Source organism: Chryseobacterium sp. R2A-55 (assembly GCF_021401085.1).
GTDB lineage: Bacteria > Bacteroidota > Bacteroidia > Flavobacteriales > Weeksellaceae > Kaistella.
This window is the reverse complement of the sequence record NZ_JACBFP010000002.1, coordinates 361,628-380,584: the sequence shown is the minus strand read 5'-3', so window position 1 is coordinate 380,584 and position 18,957 is coordinate 361,628. Positions and strand designations below refer to the sequence as shown.

Sequence of the window (18,957 nt, the reverse complement as noted above, 5' to 3'; positions counted from 1 at the left end):
AAAATTACCAATGCATCCGTCAAAAGAAAAAATCTCTTGATCTGATTACATCGGTAAGTTAAGAGCTTATTACATTAAGGAATAATCCGCTCCAAAACCCACTCAATCATATTTTTCTCTGAAGCGTGGTGGTCGGCTGAAAATTCGCCGCGTCTTCGGTTGGCAATCACGCAATTCACCGTCAATGCTTGGTGTCCCAATAATTTAGAAAGTCCGTAAATTGCTGAGGTTTCCATCTCGAAATTCGTGACCCCCAAATCGTTCAATGTTTCCAAAAACTGGTCATCGATAGCTTTCAAGCGGAGTTGTCTTCCTTGCGGCGCATAAAATCCAGGAAAAGTAGCGGTATTTCCGTGGTATTTTGCGTCTTTATAATAATCCGAAATATCTTCCGCCCAATCTGAAAAATACAGCATCGGTTTGATGTTTTCATATGGGAATTTCTCCAAAAAGTTTTTGGAAAACTCATTTTCAAACTGATAATCGGAATAGAAATGAAGCAGGCCATCTAATCCCACCACATTTTGGGTAACGAGCATATTGTCCACTTCCACATCGGGATTCACACTTCCGCAGGTTCCCAAACGGAAAAGTTGGAGCGCAGTATGTTCGGTTTTGAACTCCTTGTTTTTCAGGTCAATATTCACCAAAGCATCGAGTTCGTTCATCACAATATCGATATTTTCAGTCCCGATTCCGCTGGACATTACGGTAATTCTCTCGCCACGGAGAGTTCCGGTGTGGGTGTAGAATTCCCTTTTATTTTTCTTGATTTCAATGGTGTCAAAATATTTCGAAACCTTCGGAACACGATCAGGGTCGCCCACTAAAATGATTTTTCCGGCAATATCTTCCGGCAATAAATTGAGGTGATAAACGCTTCCGTCTTCATTCAGAACCAGTTCGGAAGCCGCGAGTTTATTGAGCATAAAAAAATTGTTTAAAGTTTAAAGTTTGAGGTTTGAAGGATTGGAGTTAAGCCAATTCAATGGTTTCGATTTTCATGTTGCAATTTTCAAGTCGCACAAATATGCACTCAAAGAAATCTTCTGCGAAGCGAATTCAAATTATTTCTTCATCCTCCCACCCTTTTCGTCTTATATCCCATTTCCTGTAGGATTTTCATGATTTTGTCCCGATTATCGCCTTGGATCACTATAATTCCGTCTTTTTCAGAACCACCAATTCCGAGTGTGGTCTTGATTTTTTTTGAAATTTTTTTCAATTCCTCATCACTTCCCTCGAAACCTTCGATCAGTGTCACGGGTTTTCCGTTCCGTCCTTTCTTCTCAAATTTGCAGACAAGCGGCTCCTTTTGCACGAATTTCTCCTCCGGCATTTCAAAGTCCTGCTCTTCGTGTTCTGGAAAAAGGTTTTGGAGTTGATCTCTTAAATCCATGAAGCAAAATTAAGGAAATAATGGTTCTAACGAACGCTAAATTGAAAATTTCTGCTCGTATAAAAATGTGATTTTACTCAATTTAAGACGATTGTACTAAAAATATGATTGGAATCTATGAAATATTTAGAAACTTTAGAGAATTCATGTCCTGTGCGGTATAAAAATTTGTTAACAGCAGATTTGGGTAAAAATGATTAATCCATAAGGTTTCAACGCATTGGCAAACCAAAATTAACAGATTCCATTTTCTATAAATAATTTCAATCGTTAAGATTTCCCAAAACCTAAAAACAAGTTCGTTTCGTTCCGAACCATTTCAATACCTTTGCATCTCATTTGAATAAAAATGAAAATCGACAATAGTATTTTTCAGGATTTAGTGAAGTTTTATGGTGAGGCATTTCATCTTCCGCCACTTTCTGCAAAGATTTACGCCTATCTCATTTTTGATTTTGAAAGGAAAGGGATTTGTTTTGACCAGTTCGTGGAAATTTTTCATGCGAGTAAAAGTTCGGTCTCCTCAAATCTACAACACCTGCTTACTTCCAATCTCATCATGGATTTCACTCCAATCGATGCGCGGAAAAGGTATTTCGTGATTAACCCCAAGTATATTCAGATCCGTTTCCAGGAAATCATGCGGAAAATGGCAAACGAAATAGAAATTTTGGACAAACTGCATCGATTTCGAAACTCAGATGATGAGAATTACAATGAAAAATTCGAAATTTACAAATCGCTTTTACGTAAAAATATTGAAAATATTCAGGAAACCCTCACGAAATTATAGTGTATGAAAAACCAACTTCTAGTATATTCCATCGCCGCATTCAGCATGATCGGATGCACCAAAAAGGATGAAAAAAAACCGGACGCCCCCAAAGAGGTCCCAGTAGTTTCGGTAGATCAGCGAAATGTGACAGGTTACCAAACATTTCCGGCATCCATTCAGGGACGGGTAAATAATGATGTCCGCGCAAAAATCCAGGGCTACATTACCCAAGTCTTGGTGGATGAAGGTCAACATGTAACGAAAGGGCAGCCACTTTTTCGACTGGAAACCAACACCTTGACTCAAACCGCGGATGCCGCCAAAGCCGCCATCGGAGCCGCTCAATCCTCGGTCTCTGCCGCAAAAGCGAACGTCAATGCCGCGCAAGCTGCGGTAAATGCAGCACAGGTCGAGGTGAACAAACTAATTCCTTTGGTGCAGAAAAATATCATCAGCAACGTACAATTGGAAACTGCGAAAGCAAATCTTTCAAAAGCACAGGCACAACTTTCCCAAGCGCGTGCTGCCGAATCGCAGGCAAATGCCGGAGTTTCGCAGGCAACCGCCAATTATCGCGGCGCACAAGCAAACATTGATTATTCCATCATCCGTGCTCCGATTTCCGGAGTGATTGGAAAACTTCCATTAAAAATGGGAAGTTTAGTCGGGCCAACTGATCCCACTCCATTAACCACCGTTTCAGATACGAGCGAAGTTTATGCTTATTTTTCAATGAACGAGAAAGAATACCTGAATTTTCTTGAAGATTCTAAAGGAGCTACCGTTCCTGAAAAACTGAGAAATATGCCGCTGGTGGAACTTGAACTCGCGAATGGAAGCACTTATCCAGAAAAGGGAAAAATCCAGACTGTAACCGGGCAAATCGACGCACAAACCGGAACCATTCAGTTCAGGGTTGCGTTCCCGAATGCCACAAAACTGCTGAGCAACGGAAACAGTGGCACTATTAAAGTACCTAAACTGTATGAAAATGCCACCATTGTTCCGGAGAGTGCCACTTTCGAGCAACAAGGTTTAGTCTATGTTTACAGAGTGGAAAAAGATACCGCGAAGAATATTCTGATCGGCGTGACCGATCGGGTGAATAATTTGGTGGTCGTGAAAGACGGCGTGAAAAAAGGCGAGACCATAGTTGCACAAGGAGTTGGACAGATAAAACCAGGAACCGCCGTAAAATCTAAGCCAGTTCAGTTCGACGATATCGTTAATGCCATAAAACCGATTTTCTAATGGTAAAACATTTCATAAACAGACCGGTTTTTGCATCCGTAGTTTCAATTCTCATTGTGATATTGGGCGTTTTGGGACTTCAGGCACTTCCGGTGACACAGTATCCAGATATAGCGCCGCCCACGGTGAGTATTTCTGCAAATTACACCGGAGCGAGTGCGGAAACTGTGATGAACAGCGTAGTGATCCCAATTGAAGAACAAGTAAACGGTGTGGAAGGAATGGACTATATTTCTTCTTCCGCAGGAAATGACGGTTCGGCGAGAATCCAGGTGTTCTTCAAGCAGGGAATCAACCCAGATATCGCTGCAGTAGAAGTCCAAAATAAAGTCCAAAGAGCAATTCCGCTTTTGCCCGCAGATGTTACACGATCCGGAGTTACTGTTCAAAAGCAGCGAACCAGCGCATTAATGTTCCTTTCATTTTATACCGAGAATCCTGACCTGAATGAGGTTTGGTTACAAAACTACCTGAATATCAACGTTATTCCTGAATTAAAAAGAGTGAACGGCGTGGGTGAAGCACAGGCATTTGGCGGAAAAAATTTCTCCATGAGGGTTTGGATTGATCCCGCAAAAATGGCGGCTTATGGTTTACAACCCGCCGATGTAACTACTGCGATCAACGAGCAGTCGCGGGAAGCAGCGGCAGGACAGCTAGGACAAAACAGTGGAAGCGCATTTGAATACGTGATCACCTATAAAGGAAAATTTAACGAATCTCAGGATTATGGTGACATTATTCTGAAATCTCTTGGAAACGGGCAGTTTCTCCGGTTGAAAGATGTCGCCGAAATCAAACTCGACGCTCAATCTTACACTACAGTTGGAGAAAATAACGGTCGAAGTTCGGTGAGTATGGGGATTTTTCAAACTCCAGGCTCTAATGCGCAAACGATCATCAACGACATCAAGAAATTCCTGGAAGAAAACGCCAAAACTTTGCCGAAAGGAATCGGCTACACCATTAACTTTGATACCAACGATTTCCTGGAAGCATCAATCAGTAAAGTGGTGACCACACTTCTCGAAGCATTCTTGCTCGTCTTTTTGGTGGTCTACATTTTCCTTCAGGATTTCCGATCCACCCTCATTCCGGCAATTGCGGTTCCGGTTTCGATTGTGGGTTCGTTTTTTTTCTTGAACTTATTTGGATATTCTTTAAACCTGTTGACGCTTTTCGCTTTGGTTCTGGCAATCGGAATTGTGGTAGATGACGCGATTGTGGTGGTGGAAGCAGTCCATGCTAAAATGGAACACGGAATCAATGACGCCAAAAAAGCGACAGTTTCTGCGATGGATGAAATTACCAACGCCATTATTTCGATAACTTTAGTAATGGCGGCAGTTTTTATTCCGGTGACTTTTATTACCGGACCAACCGGAGTTTTTTACCAGCAGTTTGGGATTACGCTGATTGTTGCGATTTTGATTTCGGCGGTTAACGCTTTGACTTTAAGCCCGGTTTTATGTTCCCTATTTTTGAAGCCCAATGCCGCACATCATGAAGAATACTCGAAATTAAACTTTCATCAGAAATTTTTCTATAAATTTAATGTGGCGTTTAAAGCAGCGACCAACCGCTATGGGCGGGCTTTTGTTTATCTTTTAAGACATAAATGGGTGACTTTGATTATCTTCGGCTTGGGCGGATTATTTTTCTGGTGGTCCAATTCCACCATGCCAAAAGGATTCATTCCGAAGGAAGACCGCGGAATTATTTTTACAGATATCTCACTTCCACCTGGAGCATCAATGGAACGGACTTACAACGTCTTAAAAGGTTTGCAGGAAGATGCAAGGAAAATCCCAGGAGTGGCAAACGTCACCTTCACGGCGAGTCGTGGGTTCATGTCTGGAAGCGGCTCTAATACGGGACAGGCATTTGTGAGGCTAAAACCTTTTGCCGAAAGAGCTCATGACGCAGACCTTTCTGTAGAAACCATTACCAAAAAACTGTTCGGGATTGCCTCGAAATATCCGGATGCTAAAATCGTGTTTTTCTCACCACCAAGTGTTCCCGGATTTGGTTCCAGCGATGGTTTTGCCGCCGTCTTACTAGACAAATCTGGAGGTGAGCTGAAAGAGCTGGATAATGTTTCAAAGAATTACATCGGCGCACTGATGGAAAGACCAGAAATTCAGTTTGCCAACACCTCTTTCAACACGAATTATCCGCAATACGAAATGATTATCGATGTTCCGAAAGCGAAGGAAGTCGGAGTCAACATTTCGGACATTTTGAGCACGATGCAGGGATATGTCGGCGGAGTGTATGCCGCGGATTTTTCGAAATACGGAAAGCAGTTCCGGGTGATGGTTCAGGCTTTTCCTGATGCGAGAAAAGAACCGAATGACCTTAACAGTATTTTTGTGAGAACTTCATCGGGACAAATGACACCGATTTCCCAGTTTGTGACCATGGAAAAAACCTTTGGACCAAAATCAGTAGAAAGATATAATCTGTTCACCTCTATTTCCATTTCAGGATCCAACAATCCAGGATATTCAACCGGCGATGCGATCAAGGCGGTGCAGGAAGTTGCGGCACAGAAATTACCCGCGGATTATGTAGTGGAATTTACAGGTTTATCCAAAGAAGAGATGAATTCCGGATCACAAACCGCCATCATTTTTGTACTGAGTTTAGTCTTCGTCTATTTTATTTTGGCAGCGCAGTATGAAAGTTTCCTGCTGCCTTTAGCAGTGATTATTTCTCTTCCACTGGGCGTTGCAGGCGCTTATTTTGGGCAAAAAATTGCCGGTTTGGAAAACAATATCTATTTCCAGATCGCTTTGATTATGCTCGTGGGATTATTGGCGAAAAACGCCATCTTGATTGTGGAATTTGCGGTGCAGCGAAGACACCATGGCGAAACTTTAGCGATGTCGGCGATTAATGCAGCAAAAGCGAGATTAAGACCCATTTTGATGACTTCTTTTGCCTTTATCTTTGGGATGCTGCCGTTGGTTTTCGCATCAGGAATCGGTAAAGTGGGCAACCAGTCGATTGGAACGGGCGCTGCTGCGGGACTATTAATAGGAACATTCTTCGGGCTGATTGCGATTCCTGTTTTATACGTGATTTTCCAATGGTTGCAGGAAAAAATAAAGCCAATCAAAATGGATGAGATTAATTTGGCGGAATAAAAATCTGCATGGAAACAAATCATCTCGTTTCAAGAGCAATTGTCAAAAAAAATAATATGAAAAACATATTCAACATAAAAATTCTGATTTTATCATTTGTAGGAATTCTAACGCTTTCCTCTTGTATCTCGCGCAAGAATTATGAGAGACCGCAAGATTTTGTTAACGAAAATCTGTTCCGAACTGATCAACTTCCAGAAGATTCTTTGAGTATCGCGACCGTTTCCTGGCGAGAGATTTTCACGGACACCGTGCTGCAGAAACATATCCAGAACGGTCTGGACCATAATCTCGACATCAGAATCGCACTTCAGAACATCGTGGCTGCAGAATCCTACCTAAAACAAAGTAAAGCCGCTTATCTTCCGACAATTGCAGTGGGACCAGGATACACTTTTCAGACTCCGTCTTTGAACTCGGGAAGCAGTCAACTTACCAATGAAAGAAGATTTAACAATACTTTTGATTTAAGTGGAAACATTACGTGGGAAGCCGACATTTGGGGCAAAATGAAAGCTTGGGAAAAGGCCCAATACGCTAATTACCTGGGAACGACCGCCGCACACAAATCGGTGAAGACGGATTTGGTTGCAGCCATTGCTTCTGCCTACTATCAGCTTTTAACTTTTGACGAACAGAAACGGATTATTCATGAAACCATTGTTTTAAGAAAAAAAAATCTGGAAACCACCAAAGCGCTGAAAGAAGCCGGAACTTTAACCGAAGTGGCGGTACAGCAAAGTGAAGCCCTGGTTTTCAATGCAGAATCACTGCTGATCAATATCGAGACCCAGATCACGCTTTTGGAGAATACCATGAGTCTGTTGATGGGCATTCCTTCCCAGAAAATTGACAGGAGCACTTTGGCCCAACAAAAAATGCCTGCTGAGTACAAAACCGGTTTTTCGGCCAATCTGTTGTCGAACCGCGCCGATGTGATGCAGGCTGAATATGGTTTAATCTCCGCTTTTGAATTGACCAATGCCGCGAAAGCACAGTTTTATCCAAGTCTAAGGATTGGCGGAAGTGGTGGAATCCAAAGCATAGACATTGACAAACTGTTTAGTGCAAATTCTCTTTTTGCGACGGTGATCGGAAGTCTGACCCAGCCTATTTTGAACCAGAGACAAATCAGAACCAATTATGAGGTGAGCTTGGCCAACAAGGAAAAAGCGTATCTCAATTTCAGGAAAACCCTTTTGAATGCCGGGAAAGAAGTTTCAGATGCTTTGAAAATCTATGATTCACAGGATGCCTTTATCGACTTAAAAAGAAAAGAACTTCAGGCGTATCAAAATTCAGTGCAGTATTCTCAGGAATTGGTGAATTATGGTATGGCAAATTATCTGGAAGTGCTGAATGCGACGGTAAATTCCCTAAATGCTGAACTGAATATTTCCAATGCCGAATATGCAAAAATGAACGCGGGAGTTGAGCTTTATCGCGCTCTTGGAGGTGGATGGCGCTAAACCTAATAAAAATAAAAGTTCAGAGATTCCTCACTTCTTTGAGAATGAAAGCTTGAGATCGAAAAAAAAATTTTATACCTAATCAGTTTTCAAATCAGTCAAATGTTTTCGGTAATAAAACATCGGAATAATCAGCAGCAGAATTAATGGTTGAATAACAAATCTTCTCATATAAAAGGAAAACAGGTATCCAATCTCGAATTTGGAGTACACACAATACAGATAAATTGGAAAAGTGATTGCGAAAACAATCGAAATCAGAATCGCCGCTTGAATTGTCCAGTTCCAATTCTTAAAAACACAATGAACCACTACTGTTGAAAACAACAAATTCAGCAAAAATCTGAACAGGTGGTTTATGACCAACTTCCCCCAATCGAAATCCGGGAAAAGTGCATGCTTATTGGCTTCGTGAAAAAAATTCAGAAAGGGATCGTAGAACAACTGGTCTTCCACCACCCGAACTGCTACCAATCCCGAAATCCCGAGAATGACTAAAAACCAGTTAAGAACCTTCATGATCCGGAGTTTTTAGGGCAAAGAATTTGATCCAAATCAACCAAAGTACAACAACACTTCCATAGATAATCACCGGAAAAAAGAAGTTATGGGAGATTTTTCCGTATTCAGGGTATTTCAGAAAGACAAAATTCAAACCAACAATTCTTGAAACATTCATAATATGCAGAAAAAGCAATCCCAATCCTGCAAAAACAAAGGTTTTGATTCCTTGATAAAAAGCAAAAATAAAGGCAATGAACAGAACCATTACCGACACGGCATTGCAACCTTCCACCATTCTGGAAACATATTTTCCTTCCATCAGAAACCATGTAGTTTCCTGTGTTGGTTTTCCCTCGATGAGTTCCGTCTGGTAATTGCAGGTGTTTTGCACCCATCCCGCCTGCTCTGCAACCCAGGTAGAAATTGGATCCAATCCAGAATTCTTAAATTCATTCAGATAAAATTGATATGCCAAAACCAGCCCCACATAAATCAAAATGAACCGGAGAAGGATTTTCAGTACAGGTTTGAAATCTTGCAACATGCTACAAATATAATCTTTTCAGAAATTCTATTTTCGCTATATTTGTAAAATATGACCACTGAAAACGCGAGGCATTTCTTTGAAAAATACACCGGTGCTAAATCATCGGAATTTTATATTTTGCCGAAAAGCGGTTCTTCCAGGATGAATTTTGTGGGCGAAAGTTCCGGTCAAAAATTCATCATCACTTTTAATGAAAATCTTGCCGAGAATGAAAGTTTCTATTATTTCTCGAAAATATTTTCTGATCTGGGTCTGAATACTCCGCAAGTTTTGAATATCTCGAAAGACCGCAAACTCTATATTCAGGAGTTTTTGGGAGAAAAAACCTTATCAGAAATCATTGCAGAAGAAGGTCCAACTGAAAAGACCAGGTTTTTGGTTGAACAGGTTTTGCGAAAGCTTTTCGAAATTCAGCGAAAAACTGAAAACATCATAGACTGGACAAAGACATTCGAGTATGAAAAGTATAATGAATTCCCCATCACCAATGATTCATTTTATTTCAAAAGTTTTATCGCTGATGTTTTAGAAATCCCGTACCATAAAGGAAAACTGCTGAAAGAATTTAAAAAACTCACTGCCATACTCTCAAAGCTGGAGCCGAAAGGATTGATGATCAGGGATTTTCAGGCGAGAAACATTATGGTGAACGACCAAGGTGAAGTTTTCTTTATCGATTATCAATCCTCCATGAACGGACCACTGATGTATGATGTGGTTTCTTTCCTTTTTCAGGCAAAAGCCAATTTTACAGAAGAATTCAGGAATGATATGTTGGAATATTATTTCAGTTTATGGGAAAATGATTCCTCTGAGCATCAAACTAAGAAAGAAAAAATAACTCAACTAAAAAACTCGTTGAAGCCGATTCAACTGATTCGCTTCCTACAGGTTTTGGGAGCGTACGGCTTTCGAGGATTGATTCAAAGGAAAGAACATTTTATTTCCAGCATCGAAAAAGGAATTGAAAACCTCCACAGTTTCTCGGAAAATTGGCAAGAAATGAATGATTTCCCAGAATTAAAGAACTTGATCTCAATTTTGAAATCTGATGAAACCTCACAGAAAATCCAAACGATCATAACCCAATAAAAATGAGCCTAACCATAGAAATACACAGTTTTTCATATAAAAAAGGAGGAATCCCAAAAGATGAAAGTGGAAACGGAGGCGGATTTACCTTCGATTGCAGAGGAATCCTGAATCCCGGCCGAATTGATGAATACAAACAGCAAACCGGCTGTGATGTGGGCGTTCAGGAATATCTGGAAACAAAAACCGAAATGCCAAAATTCCTGGAATTGGTCAAAAACCTTGTTTCCATTAACATTAACAATTACCTGGCGCGCGATTTTGAACATCTGCAAATCAACTTCGGATGTACCGGCGGACAGCACCGCTCGGTTTATGCTGCGGAAAAAATCGCTACATTTATACGGGAAAAATACCCCCAAATTACCGTAAAACTCAATCATGACGAACAACCTCAATTAAATTATCATGTTTAAAAACCCTTTCTCATTTGATGGCAGAATCCGCAGAACGGAATTCGGAATCTCCTACCTTATTTACACCGCTTTTGCTGTTGCAGCTCAATTTTTTTTGAGCATGTCACGGGAAACTAATAATCCGGCATTGATTTTTGTGTTTCTAGGAGCTTACCTCCCACTATTTTGGTTTTTGCTGGCACAGGGTGCGAAAAGATGCCACGACCGAGGAAATTCCGGATGGTTTCAGCTCATTCCCTTCTACGTTTTGTGGATGCTTTTTGCAGACAGTGAAGTGGGCGAAAACGAATATGGTCCCAATCCGAAAGGTATTGGAAATGCAACCGAAATCAATGAAATAGGAAGAAGTGAAGCCATTTAAATGAAAGCATTAATCTTTGCAGCAGGAAAGGGAACCCGGTTAAAACCGTTTACCGACCACCACCCAAAAGCATTGGCCGTGGTGAACGGAGTTCCGCTATTGGAACGCAATATAAAATATCTGCAAAGTTTTGGGATCAATGATTTCGTGATCAATGTGCACCATTTTGGCGAACAAATTATAGACTTCTTAAAAAAGAACGACAATTTCGGGGCGAAGATTGAAATCTCAGATGAGCGAAAAGAACTCCTGGAAACCGGAGGCGGACTGGTTTTCGCAAAAAAATTTCTGGATTTCGATGAAAATTTCCTGATTATGAATGCCGATATTTTGACGGATTTGGATCTGAATTACTTCGTGAATTACCATTCCGAGAAAAAAGATTTTGCTACATTAGCGGTTTCTGACCGAAAAAGTTCACGTAAACTTCTATTCAACGAGCAAATGGTCTTAAAAGGATGGCTCAATGTGGAAACTGGCGAACAAAGGCTTGCAGAATTCAACAAAGACTTCAAATCATTGGCTTTTAGCGGAATACACTGTGTGAATCCCGAAATTTTCAAGAAAATTAAAAGAACGGGCAAATTTTCAATCATGGAGGAATATCTGGATTTAATGGGCACGGAGACCATTTACGGATACGAACATTCGGCAAAATTGATTGACGTGGGGAAACCCGAAGCTATTTCCGCAGCTGAAAAACTATTTAAGTAAGATTATGTCTAAAATAAAAAGAGGAAAAGGACTGATCAGGGAAAACACCGGAGACGAACTCGAATTCGACCAAAAAGTACAGAATTCCTTTCGTGAAAAAACCTGGGACCAAACCGTGACGAAAGACAGCTGGATGGTCTTTAAAATAATGGCCGAATTTGTTGATGGGTATGAAAAACTGGCGAAAATCGGTCCGTGTGTCTCCGTTTTTGGATCTGCACGATTGAAGAATACCGATCCTTATTACCAGGTAGCGGTGGACATTGCCGAAAAAATCACTGAAATCGGTTTCGGAGTGATTACCGGAGGAGGTCCGGGAATCATGGAGGCCGGAAACAAAGGAGCTAGGAAAGGCGGTGGAAAATCAATTGGGCTGAATATTGAACTTCCTTTTGAACAGCATTTCAATCCATTTATCGACAAAGGGTATAGTATGGATTTCGACTATTTCTTTGTGAGAAAGGTGATGTTTGTGAAATATTCCCAGGGATTTATTGTGATGCCTGGAGGATTCGGCACACTGGACGAGTTAATGGAGGCCATGACCCTGATCCAAACAAATAAAATTGGCCGCTTCCCGATTGTCTTGGTAGGCACTACATACTGGTCCGGACTCTTGGATTGGTTTAGAAATACTTTGCTGGCCAGCGGGATGATTTCGGAAGAAGATTTGAACCTTTACCGAGTGGTGGATACGGCTGAAGATGCGGTTGCTCACATCAAGGCATTTTACGATAAATACACTGTTGACGTGAACTTTTAATTGGCATTATATTTGAGATTATAGCTTTACAACTTAACGAGATGAAAAAAATTTTACATATAGCAGGAGTTTTTGCATTGATGGTAATGATGAGTTTTGCGGTGGCGGATTTTTATTCCTCAATGACGAAAGTAGATTATGTGGAAGGCAGCAAGACTTTAAAGTTTACTACAAAAATGAACACCTCACATGTTTCTGACGCCATCAAGATCAATCCCAATACGGCAGGTTTTGAAGCAGAAGTAAAAAAATACGTGAACAATAATTTTGATGTGTATGTGAACGGAAGTCCCAAAGTGCTCACTTTCACAGGTAGCCAGGTCAATGGTGAATCCGTTTGGATTTATTTTGAAACCGGAGGAGTAACCGAGATCAACACGATAAAAATAAAAAACACCATCTTGCTGGGTACTTTTCCCAAACAGCTTAATCTGGTCAACATCGCCTACCGGGGAAATCAAAAAACGATGAATTTCCAGCGGGGAAAAGAAGTAAATGAAGCCAGTTTCTAAAATTGGTTTTCCAATAAAGCAAATGAATCTGTCTCAGAAATGAGGCAGATTTTTTTATGGGAAATCATTTGCCATATACAGACCATCACACGGCACTTCAAATCAGGTCCTAATCAATCAAATATGGGCAAAATCAGAGGTGATCATAACCTCCTGTTTCGGAAATCCAGATCTTAAATTTTTTGGGAAACAAAAGAAATACAGGCATAAAAAAACCGTCTTAATCACAAGACGGTTTTCAATTTTTATAAAATTTACGCAGAATTACTGAACAAGAATATTGTCAATCTGTATCGTAGTAGTGATTCCCGCACCATTTCCGGAATATTTAAACAAGATGAAACCATTTCCTGTATTTGGGAAAGTGTAACTGCCTGCAGGCACGAAAGTTCCATATCCACCAGCCGGCCAACTGGTGTTGATTCCTGTAAAACTTGCAGTAATGTCTGTCAAAGTAGCCTGTCCTACATCTCCAAGAGGCGTGTAGTCTGTAGAGGTATAAACTTTCAACGGTTTACCATTATCATATCCTCCATTCACATCGAAAGTTAATTTCTTACCTTGTACGAAGCTGATCGGTACAATGAAGTAAGTTTCTACCACAGTAGTACCACCATTATTGTTGGTTGTGGCGCCATTTGCGGTCAGCTGGATGTATTTATTGCCAGAAAAAGTTCTAACTTCCCAATATCTAGCACCTAGGAAGGCGTCATTAACATATGCCGGGAATGTATTAAAATACGGAGAGGTTGCAGGATAACTCTCAAAATTTTCACTCAAAGTGGTTGGATAAGTAATCGCTGTACCACCTTTTGGTGGATTTGGATTAAACCTAGGTCCATCTGCTTTTATTTTTACATCTTCTAAACCTCGGATGATCATTTGATAGTTGGCATTATACCTACTCACAACAAAAGTTAAATCTCCTTGTCCTTTAGGCAAAAGTGCAGCACCGAAAGTTGAAAAACCAGAACTTCTAAGAACGGTTGAGCCACCTGTTGGATCTTCAATTTTCCTGTCAGAATCTACACCAGCACCACCCACAAAATCTACATATGATTTGTTGACAGGATAGATCTCATTCTTGTTGAACTGCACGTTTGGTACAGTTACCAATGTATTAAGGTATTTTTCCTGCATTGCGACGGTCAGATTCGGGAGTGCCGTAGGTTTGATAGTTGCTATATCCATCGCATTTCCGTTACAAACGGCGGATAAATATCTGTTTAACAAAACGCTTGGAATTCTACCGATTGCAAAATTGGGATCCACAGAACCGATTTTCCAAGTTCCTCTGTCCAAACCTAATCTCAAACCTTTTGCGTTAATTCTAATGTGGGTCCCGATTGGGAAATCCGCAAAATTGCTCGATTTATCCACTTCTATCTGAAGACCTACAGTGGGGTTTTCCGGTTTATCCTGAAAAGAGATTGTTTTGTAGAAGTTACCGTTTTCATCGCTGGAGACGACATAACCGTCAAAAATCTTATCTTCAGTAATCAAGACATAACCCGAAGCAGGGGCCATCGCTTTGAAATCAGCCATGCTGATGTTTGGTGCATCAAATTTGTTGTTACAAATAATCGGCGGGGTATCCCACTCGTCCTTGTTTACACAAGAGCTTAGTGCAATTGCAGAAGCGACAACTGCAAAAGCGGATTTTAGAAATTTTGTGATATTCATTGTATTGTTCTTTTTTAAATTTAATTAAAGGTATTAAAATCTTACTTGAAGGTTGATGAAATACGATCTTCCCTGAGTGTACCAATATTTCGGTCCGAATAATGGGAATTCACGGCTTTTTTCAATCAGATACGTATTATATTTCACGTTTCTCACTTGCTCAAAACCACCGGTAATATATTTGGTGTTATCCAAAATATTGTTTACCGATGCGGTAAGCATCACATAATAGCTTCCGAATCTCCACGATTTACCAGCATTTGCGTTCAAGAAGAATGCTGATGGAAGCTGAACCTGTTGCAAAAGTTCACGCAATTTTTCAGGAGTCACGCCATCAAAAGGAGTACCTGTGACAGGATTTTGAACAAAATTTTCAGTCCTCAAAATTGCCGCCGGATTCAAATAATTATCATCCAGATAATTCCAGCTTGCTCCAAACCACCAGTATTGTGGTGAGCTGTATCTGAATCCTAGAGAGAATGCCTGCTGTGGCGTTCCTCCTTGTTTATATCCGTTCAAAGATGCTTTGCCGAAATCTTGGTAGGATTTGCCGTCTTTCGAAACTCCTGCCGCATCAGATGCGAAATATAAATGTGGGTCATTTCGGTAAGTAAAGTTCCCGTAACTTGCAACTCCCTGCAAAGATAAAGTAGGTAATACTTTCACGTCAACACCCAATTCTGCACCCACATTTCTCTTGTCCACATTAGAAAGGACTTCGGTCACAAATGCACTTTGCACGGTGCTCTCATCACCTTCCTGTCCATTCTTTGAAAGCGTGATTCCATCCGCGAAATATCTGGTAACATCGGTGCTGTTCTGGGTATCCACCAAATATCCAGTCAATCGGAATTTCACGAATGGTGAGTTCAAAACATAGCTCAAATCATTGGCATTCACATAAGAATTCTTAACATTTGGCGCAGTGGAAGAATTAACTCTCGGATTGATGAATAAATCTTCCAAGAACGGAGCTTGTGAGAATGTGGCACCGTTGTAAACAAAGAAGTTTCTTCCATCTACTTTATAGATAACTTGCCCTTTCAAACCAAAATCAAAGAATTCATAGTTTGGACTTTTTCCGAATGAATCAGCATAAAGATAATGGTGATAAAGTCCTTCTCTGGAGGAAGTCGAATAAGCCGCCAAACCTGAAACGAACACATCAAATTTCCCGGACTGGAATTTGAATCCCGGATTCATTTTCACTTCCTGACGGGACAAGATGTAGTCATAAGTCATTTTATCTCCTACCCTTTTCGCCACATTGGTTTCACCCTCATTATAAAGTCCGCTCTTTCCCGGATTGTTTGTCGCAGCAAACGGGTCTCTGTTTAGAACAAAATCTGCTCCTAACAAATCTTTCACTTCCCTGTATAATTCAGATTTGTAATTTTCGTAAGAAAGGTTCAGGATAAATCTGGAAGTATCAGAGAAATTGTAGGTATAATGTGTTCCCGCATTGAAGATCTTGTCGTCACTCACATCATTAACCTGATAATACAAAGCTTTCCTGCCCGTTTCTCCATAATAGGTTCCGGCAGGCTGGGTCATGTTTCTTCTGTAAAGTGCTTCCCAATTTAACTGGGTAAAATCAGCTCCGGATCTCCACCCCTGAAGTGCGGTTTGAAAAGCATCCTGAGCAGTGGTAAGATTTCCGAGTGGATCAATTACCGAAGCGTTCGGATCTAAAGAATCATAGTAACTTGGCAACCATCTGTAATAAGTTGGTGAAGGGTTCTGAACTCCTTGCCAGTCCAATCTTGCGCTTTTATCCTTGCCCCACTGGTAAGAAATAGCAGTTGCCAGGCTGGATTTTTTATTGATCTTCCAGAAATCCTGCATCTGCACGATCGGCTGGAAACCGGCTCTTACTCTTTCACTTCTTTTCTTGCCATCTTGCCATCCCCAGTAGGAATTGTAATGAACACCTCTGTAATCATAAACCTCCTGAGTACTTGGACTGGAAGTAGATCTTCGGTATGGTGATGCAAATGCATTTAAAGTGATGGTATGTGCATCATTGATTTTTTTCTCAATTCCTAAGAATCCGCCGTAAGCATCATAGAAAGTTCCTTCCTGGATTCCTTCCTGTGCCCATCTTCTTGCTCCCATCACGGTGAAAGCCCATCCGTTTTTGTTCATTCCGGAGGTATATCTCAAAGAAGCACGGTTATTATAGTTTCTGTTGGTCAATGAGTATGTAGCCTGGAAACCTTTTCGGTATTCGCTTGCGTTGGTATTTTTAAAGATTACACCGCTCGCTCCACCAAATGCATATTCGGAAGGTGCGTGATTTGCCGCAGTTTCAGGATATCTGGTGATTTCATTAAGTCCACCCCAGTTGCTGAAATCTACGTTTCCGTTGTCGGATTTCACCATGGAGATCCCATTCATCATGGTTTCGCCGGTTCTTCCGTCTATACCTCTTGGCCGAAACCAATATGCGCCCAAATCATAGGCGGCAATTCTGTTGAAAACATCCTGAGAAGACTGCAGCAAGCCGACAGTTGTGCCTTGGCTGGAATTTTCTTCATCACCAGTATTTTCAATGATCACAAGTCCCTGATCAGCACTGCTCAATGTCGAGTAAAGCGTGATCACTCCCAAATCTTTTCTCTTTTCCTCGTTAATGTCAAACTCCATTACTTTGGTTTCGTAATTCGGCTTCGTAATCACGATCTGATAATGACCAGCTTTCAGGTCCACAAACTGGAAATAACCAATCTTGTCTGCCTTGACATCATTTTCAGAACCTTTCAAGTCAACCTCTGCGCTTTCCACCGGTTTTCCGTCCGCATCTTTCAAGTATGCGAAAACAGTAGTCTGCGCAAAATAAAAAGAAGCTGGAAGCAGCGTAAACATGGAGATTAATGATAGCTTTTTAATCATGTTTATAATTTAATTTTAACTTTCTTGACAATTCCCAATCCATATTATGAGAATTGGGATTGCAAATTTAGTCTAAAAATCAGTAGCTTAAAACTTTTTAACATAAATTTACTTAAATTTCCCTTAAAACTTTTATCATGATAAAATATAGTCGGATCGATTGTAATTTATTATTAGATTTGCACCTCAAAACCTTATTTTATTTAAAATGAAAAAATTCCTCACTTTGTTAGCGATCGCAATTTTTTGCTATTCTTTTTCCCAGCAGAAAGGTCAGCTGCGAAGAGTGGCCACCATCGGGTTCCTAAATGTGGAAAACCTGTGGGACACCATTGCTTCCGCAGATTATATTGATGGGACTAAAGACATCAGCAATCCTGCCTTTCACAGAAGCGTTCCTTTGGATTCATTAAAATACCTGGAAACTACCGAAGATTATAAAGGAGAATGGAGCGACAACCTCCTGAAAGGGAAAAAAGTGGTAAGAAACCAAATCCTTTCCGATGATTTCACGCCGAGAAGCGGAAAAAACTGGAACACCAAAAACTACAAACAAAAGTTGGCCAATGAAGCTCAGGTCATCTCCGAAATGGGGGCACAATACACCAAAACCGCTCCTGCAATCGTGGGACTTATTGAAGTGGAAAACAGACAAGTGATTCAGGATCTGATCAAGCAGCCACAACTCGCAAAATACGATTATGGAATCATCCATTATAATTCTTATGACGCAAGAGGAATTGATGTGGCCCTTATTTACCAGAAAAGACGATTCACCCCTACCAACTCACTGAAAAAGGAAATCAAAATATTTGATGACGGAAAACGAGTTTATACCCGTGATATCCTAGTCGTTACCGGATTACTGGACAACGAAAAAATCGCAGTTTTCATGAATCACTGGCCTTCAAGAAGTGGTGGCGAAGCAAAATCAGTCCCTAGAAGAAACGCTGCAGCAGTGGTCTTGAAACAACAAATGGACAGTGTCCGTGCTATCGATCCACACATCAAACTTTTCGCTATGGGAGATTTTAATGATGATCCGGTGAGTTCAAGTCTGAAGAACTATCTAAAAGCAGCTTGGACCCCAAAAGATCTTAGTCCAGATACGCCTTATCTGAATTTGATGTACCCACTTTACAGGAAAGGAGTTGCTTCTTTGGCTTACCAAGATGCACCCAATCTCTTCGACCAGATTATTGTTTCCGGAAATTTGATTTCTGATCAGGTCGGGAAAGAATATTCCGTATACAAAACCGAAATTTTCGCACCGCCTTACCTTATTACCAAAGAAGGAAACTGGAAGGGTTACCCGTTCCGATCCTGGAATGGCGATAAATTTACCGGCGGCTATTCCGACCACTTTCCAGCTTTCGTAGTGGTGCAGAGGGACAATTAATAAAATGATATCTGCAATCATAAAACCGCTT

At 40.8% G+C, this 18,957-nt stretch carries 17 protein-coding genes; 11 read left to right on the top strand and 6 right to left on the bottom strand.

Annotation, left to right across the window (positions count from 1 at the left end; translation table 11 throughout):
- Positions 1-74: 74 nt before the first annotated feature.
- Both L0951_RS04575 and L0951_RS04570 read right to left on the bottom strand, forming a co-directional pair.
- Positions 75-929, bottom strand: a complete 855-nt coding sequence (locus L0951_RS04575) for a nucleoside phosphorylase (RefSeq protein WP_234109820.1) — start codon at positions 927-929, stop codon at positions 75-77.
- A 146-nt stretch (positions 930-1,075) separates the two neighbouring features.
- Entirely contained in the window at positions 1,076-1,399 is a 324-nt protein-coding gene (locus L0951_RS04570) for a translation initiation factor (protein ID WP_234109818.1), read from the bottom strand.
- A gap of 349 nt (positions 1,400-1,748) precedes the next feature.
- On the opposite strand from L0951_RS04570, the gene L0951_RS04565 reads away from it, so the two are divergent.
- The 4 genes from L0951_RS04565 to L0951_RS04550 are packed head-to-tail and all read left to right on the top strand — an operon-like array spanning position 1,749 to position 8,043.
- The gene (locus L0951_RS04565; protein WP_234109816.1) at positions 1,749-2,192 is read left to right on the top strand and encodes a transcriptional regulator; all 444 of its coding nucleotides are present in this window, start codon (positions 1,749-1,751) and stop codon (positions 2,190-2,192) included.
- Positions 2,193-2,195: 3 nt separating this feature from the next.
- Positions 2,196-3,425 (top strand): efflux RND transporter periplasmic adaptor subunit, encoded by a 1,230-nt coding sequence (locus L0951_RS04560; RefSeq protein WP_234109814.1) that lies wholly within the window; start codon positions 2,196-2,198, stop codon positions 3,423-3,425.
- On the top strand, positions 3,425-6,574 hold the full coding sequence (locus L0951_RS04555) for an efflux RND transporter permease subunit (RefSeq protein ID WP_234109812.1): 3,150 nt from the start codon (positions 3,425-3,427) through the stop codon (positions 6,572-6,574). Before L0951_RS04560 ends, L0951_RS04555 begins: the two co-directional genes overlap by 1 nt.
- Positions 6,575-6,630: 56 nt before the next feature.
- Entirely contained in the window at positions 6,631-8,043 is a 1,413-nt protein-coding gene (locus L0951_RS04550) for an efflux transporter outer membrane subunit (RefSeq protein ID WP_234109811.1), read from the top strand.
- 78 nt (positions 8,044-8,121) lie between these two features.
- Here the strand turns inward: L0951_RS04550 and L0951_RS04545 are convergent, their stop codons facing one another.
- Positions 8,122-8,562, bottom strand: coding sequence for an exosortase F system-associated membrane protein (locus L0951_RS04545; RefSeq protein ID WP_234109809.1), 441 nt, complete (start codon positions 8,560-8,562; stop codon positions 8,122-8,124).
- Complete coding sequence (gene xrtF, locus L0951_RS04540) at positions 8,549-9,091, bottom strand: exosortase family protein XrtF (protein ID WP_234109808.1); 543 nt, start codon at positions 9,089-9,091, stop codon at positions 8,549-8,551. Before xrtF ends, L0951_RS04545 begins: the two co-directional genes overlap by 14 nt.
- A gap of 51 nt (positions 9,092-9,142) precedes the next feature.
- On the opposite strand from xrtF, the gene L0951_RS04535 reads away from it, so the two are divergent.
- Genes L0951_RS04535 through L0951_RS04510 form a run of 6 tightly spaced genes read left to right on the top strand, consistent with a single transcriptional unit; the run spans position 9,143 to position 12,952 of the window.
- Entirely contained in the window at positions 9,143-10,186 is a 1,044-nt protein-coding gene (locus tag L0951_RS04535) for an aminoglycoside phosphotransferase family protein (protein WP_234109807.1), read from the top strand.
- 2 nt (positions 10,187-10,188) lie between these two features.
- Positions 10,189-10,602: an RNase adapter RapZ gene (locus L0951_RS04530; RefSeq protein ID WP_234109806.1), complete on the top strand. Its 414-nt coding sequence runs from the start codon at positions 10,189-10,191 to the stop codon at positions 10,600-10,602.
- Entirely contained in the window at positions 10,595-10,963 is a 369-nt protein-coding gene (locus tag L0951_RS04525; RefSeq protein ID WP_234109804.1) for a DUF805 domain-containing protein, read from the top strand. Before L0951_RS04530 ends, L0951_RS04525 begins: the two co-directional genes overlap by 8 nt.
- Positions 10,964-11,677, top strand: a complete 714-nt coding sequence (locus L0951_RS04520; protein ID WP_234109802.1) for an NDP-sugar synthase — start codon at positions 10,964-10,966, stop codon at positions 11,675-11,677.
- A 4-nt stretch (positions 11,678-11,681) separates the two neighbouring features.
- Entirely contained in the window at positions 11,682-12,440 is a 759-nt protein-coding gene (locus L0951_RS04515) for a TIGR00730 family Rossman fold protein (RefSeq protein ID WP_234109800.1), read from the top strand.
- A 41-nt stretch (positions 12,441-12,481) separates the two neighbouring features.
- On the top strand, positions 12,482-12,952 hold the full coding sequence (locus L0951_RS04510; RefSeq protein WP_234109798.1) for a DUF6702 family protein: 471 nt from the start codon (positions 12,482-12,484) through the stop codon (positions 12,950-12,952).
- Between the two features lie 264 nt (positions 12,953-13,216).
- On the opposite strand, the gene L0951_RS04505 is transcribed toward L0951_RS04510, so the two are convergent.
- A complete protein-coding gene (locus L0951_RS04505; protein WP_234109796.1) occupies positions 13,217-14,635 on the bottom strand; it encodes a DUF5689 domain-containing protein in 1,419 nt (472 codons plus the stop codon).
- Positions 14,636-14,668: 33 nt separating this feature from the next.
- Complete coding sequence (locus L0951_RS04500; protein ID WP_234109795.1) at positions 14,669-17,527, bottom strand: carboxypeptidase-like regulatory domain-containing protein; 2,859 nt, start codon at positions 17,525-17,527, stop codon at positions 14,669-14,671.
- 208 nt (positions 17,528-17,735) lie between these two features.
- Here L0951_RS04500 and L0951_RS04495 point away from each other — a divergent pair, with 208 nt between their 5' ends.
- Positions 17,736-18,926, top strand: coding sequence for an endonuclease (locus L0951_RS04495; RefSeq protein WP_234109793.1), 1,191 nt, complete (start codon positions 17,736-17,738; stop codon positions 18,924-18,926).
- Positions 18,927-18,957: the final 31 nt, after the last annotated feature.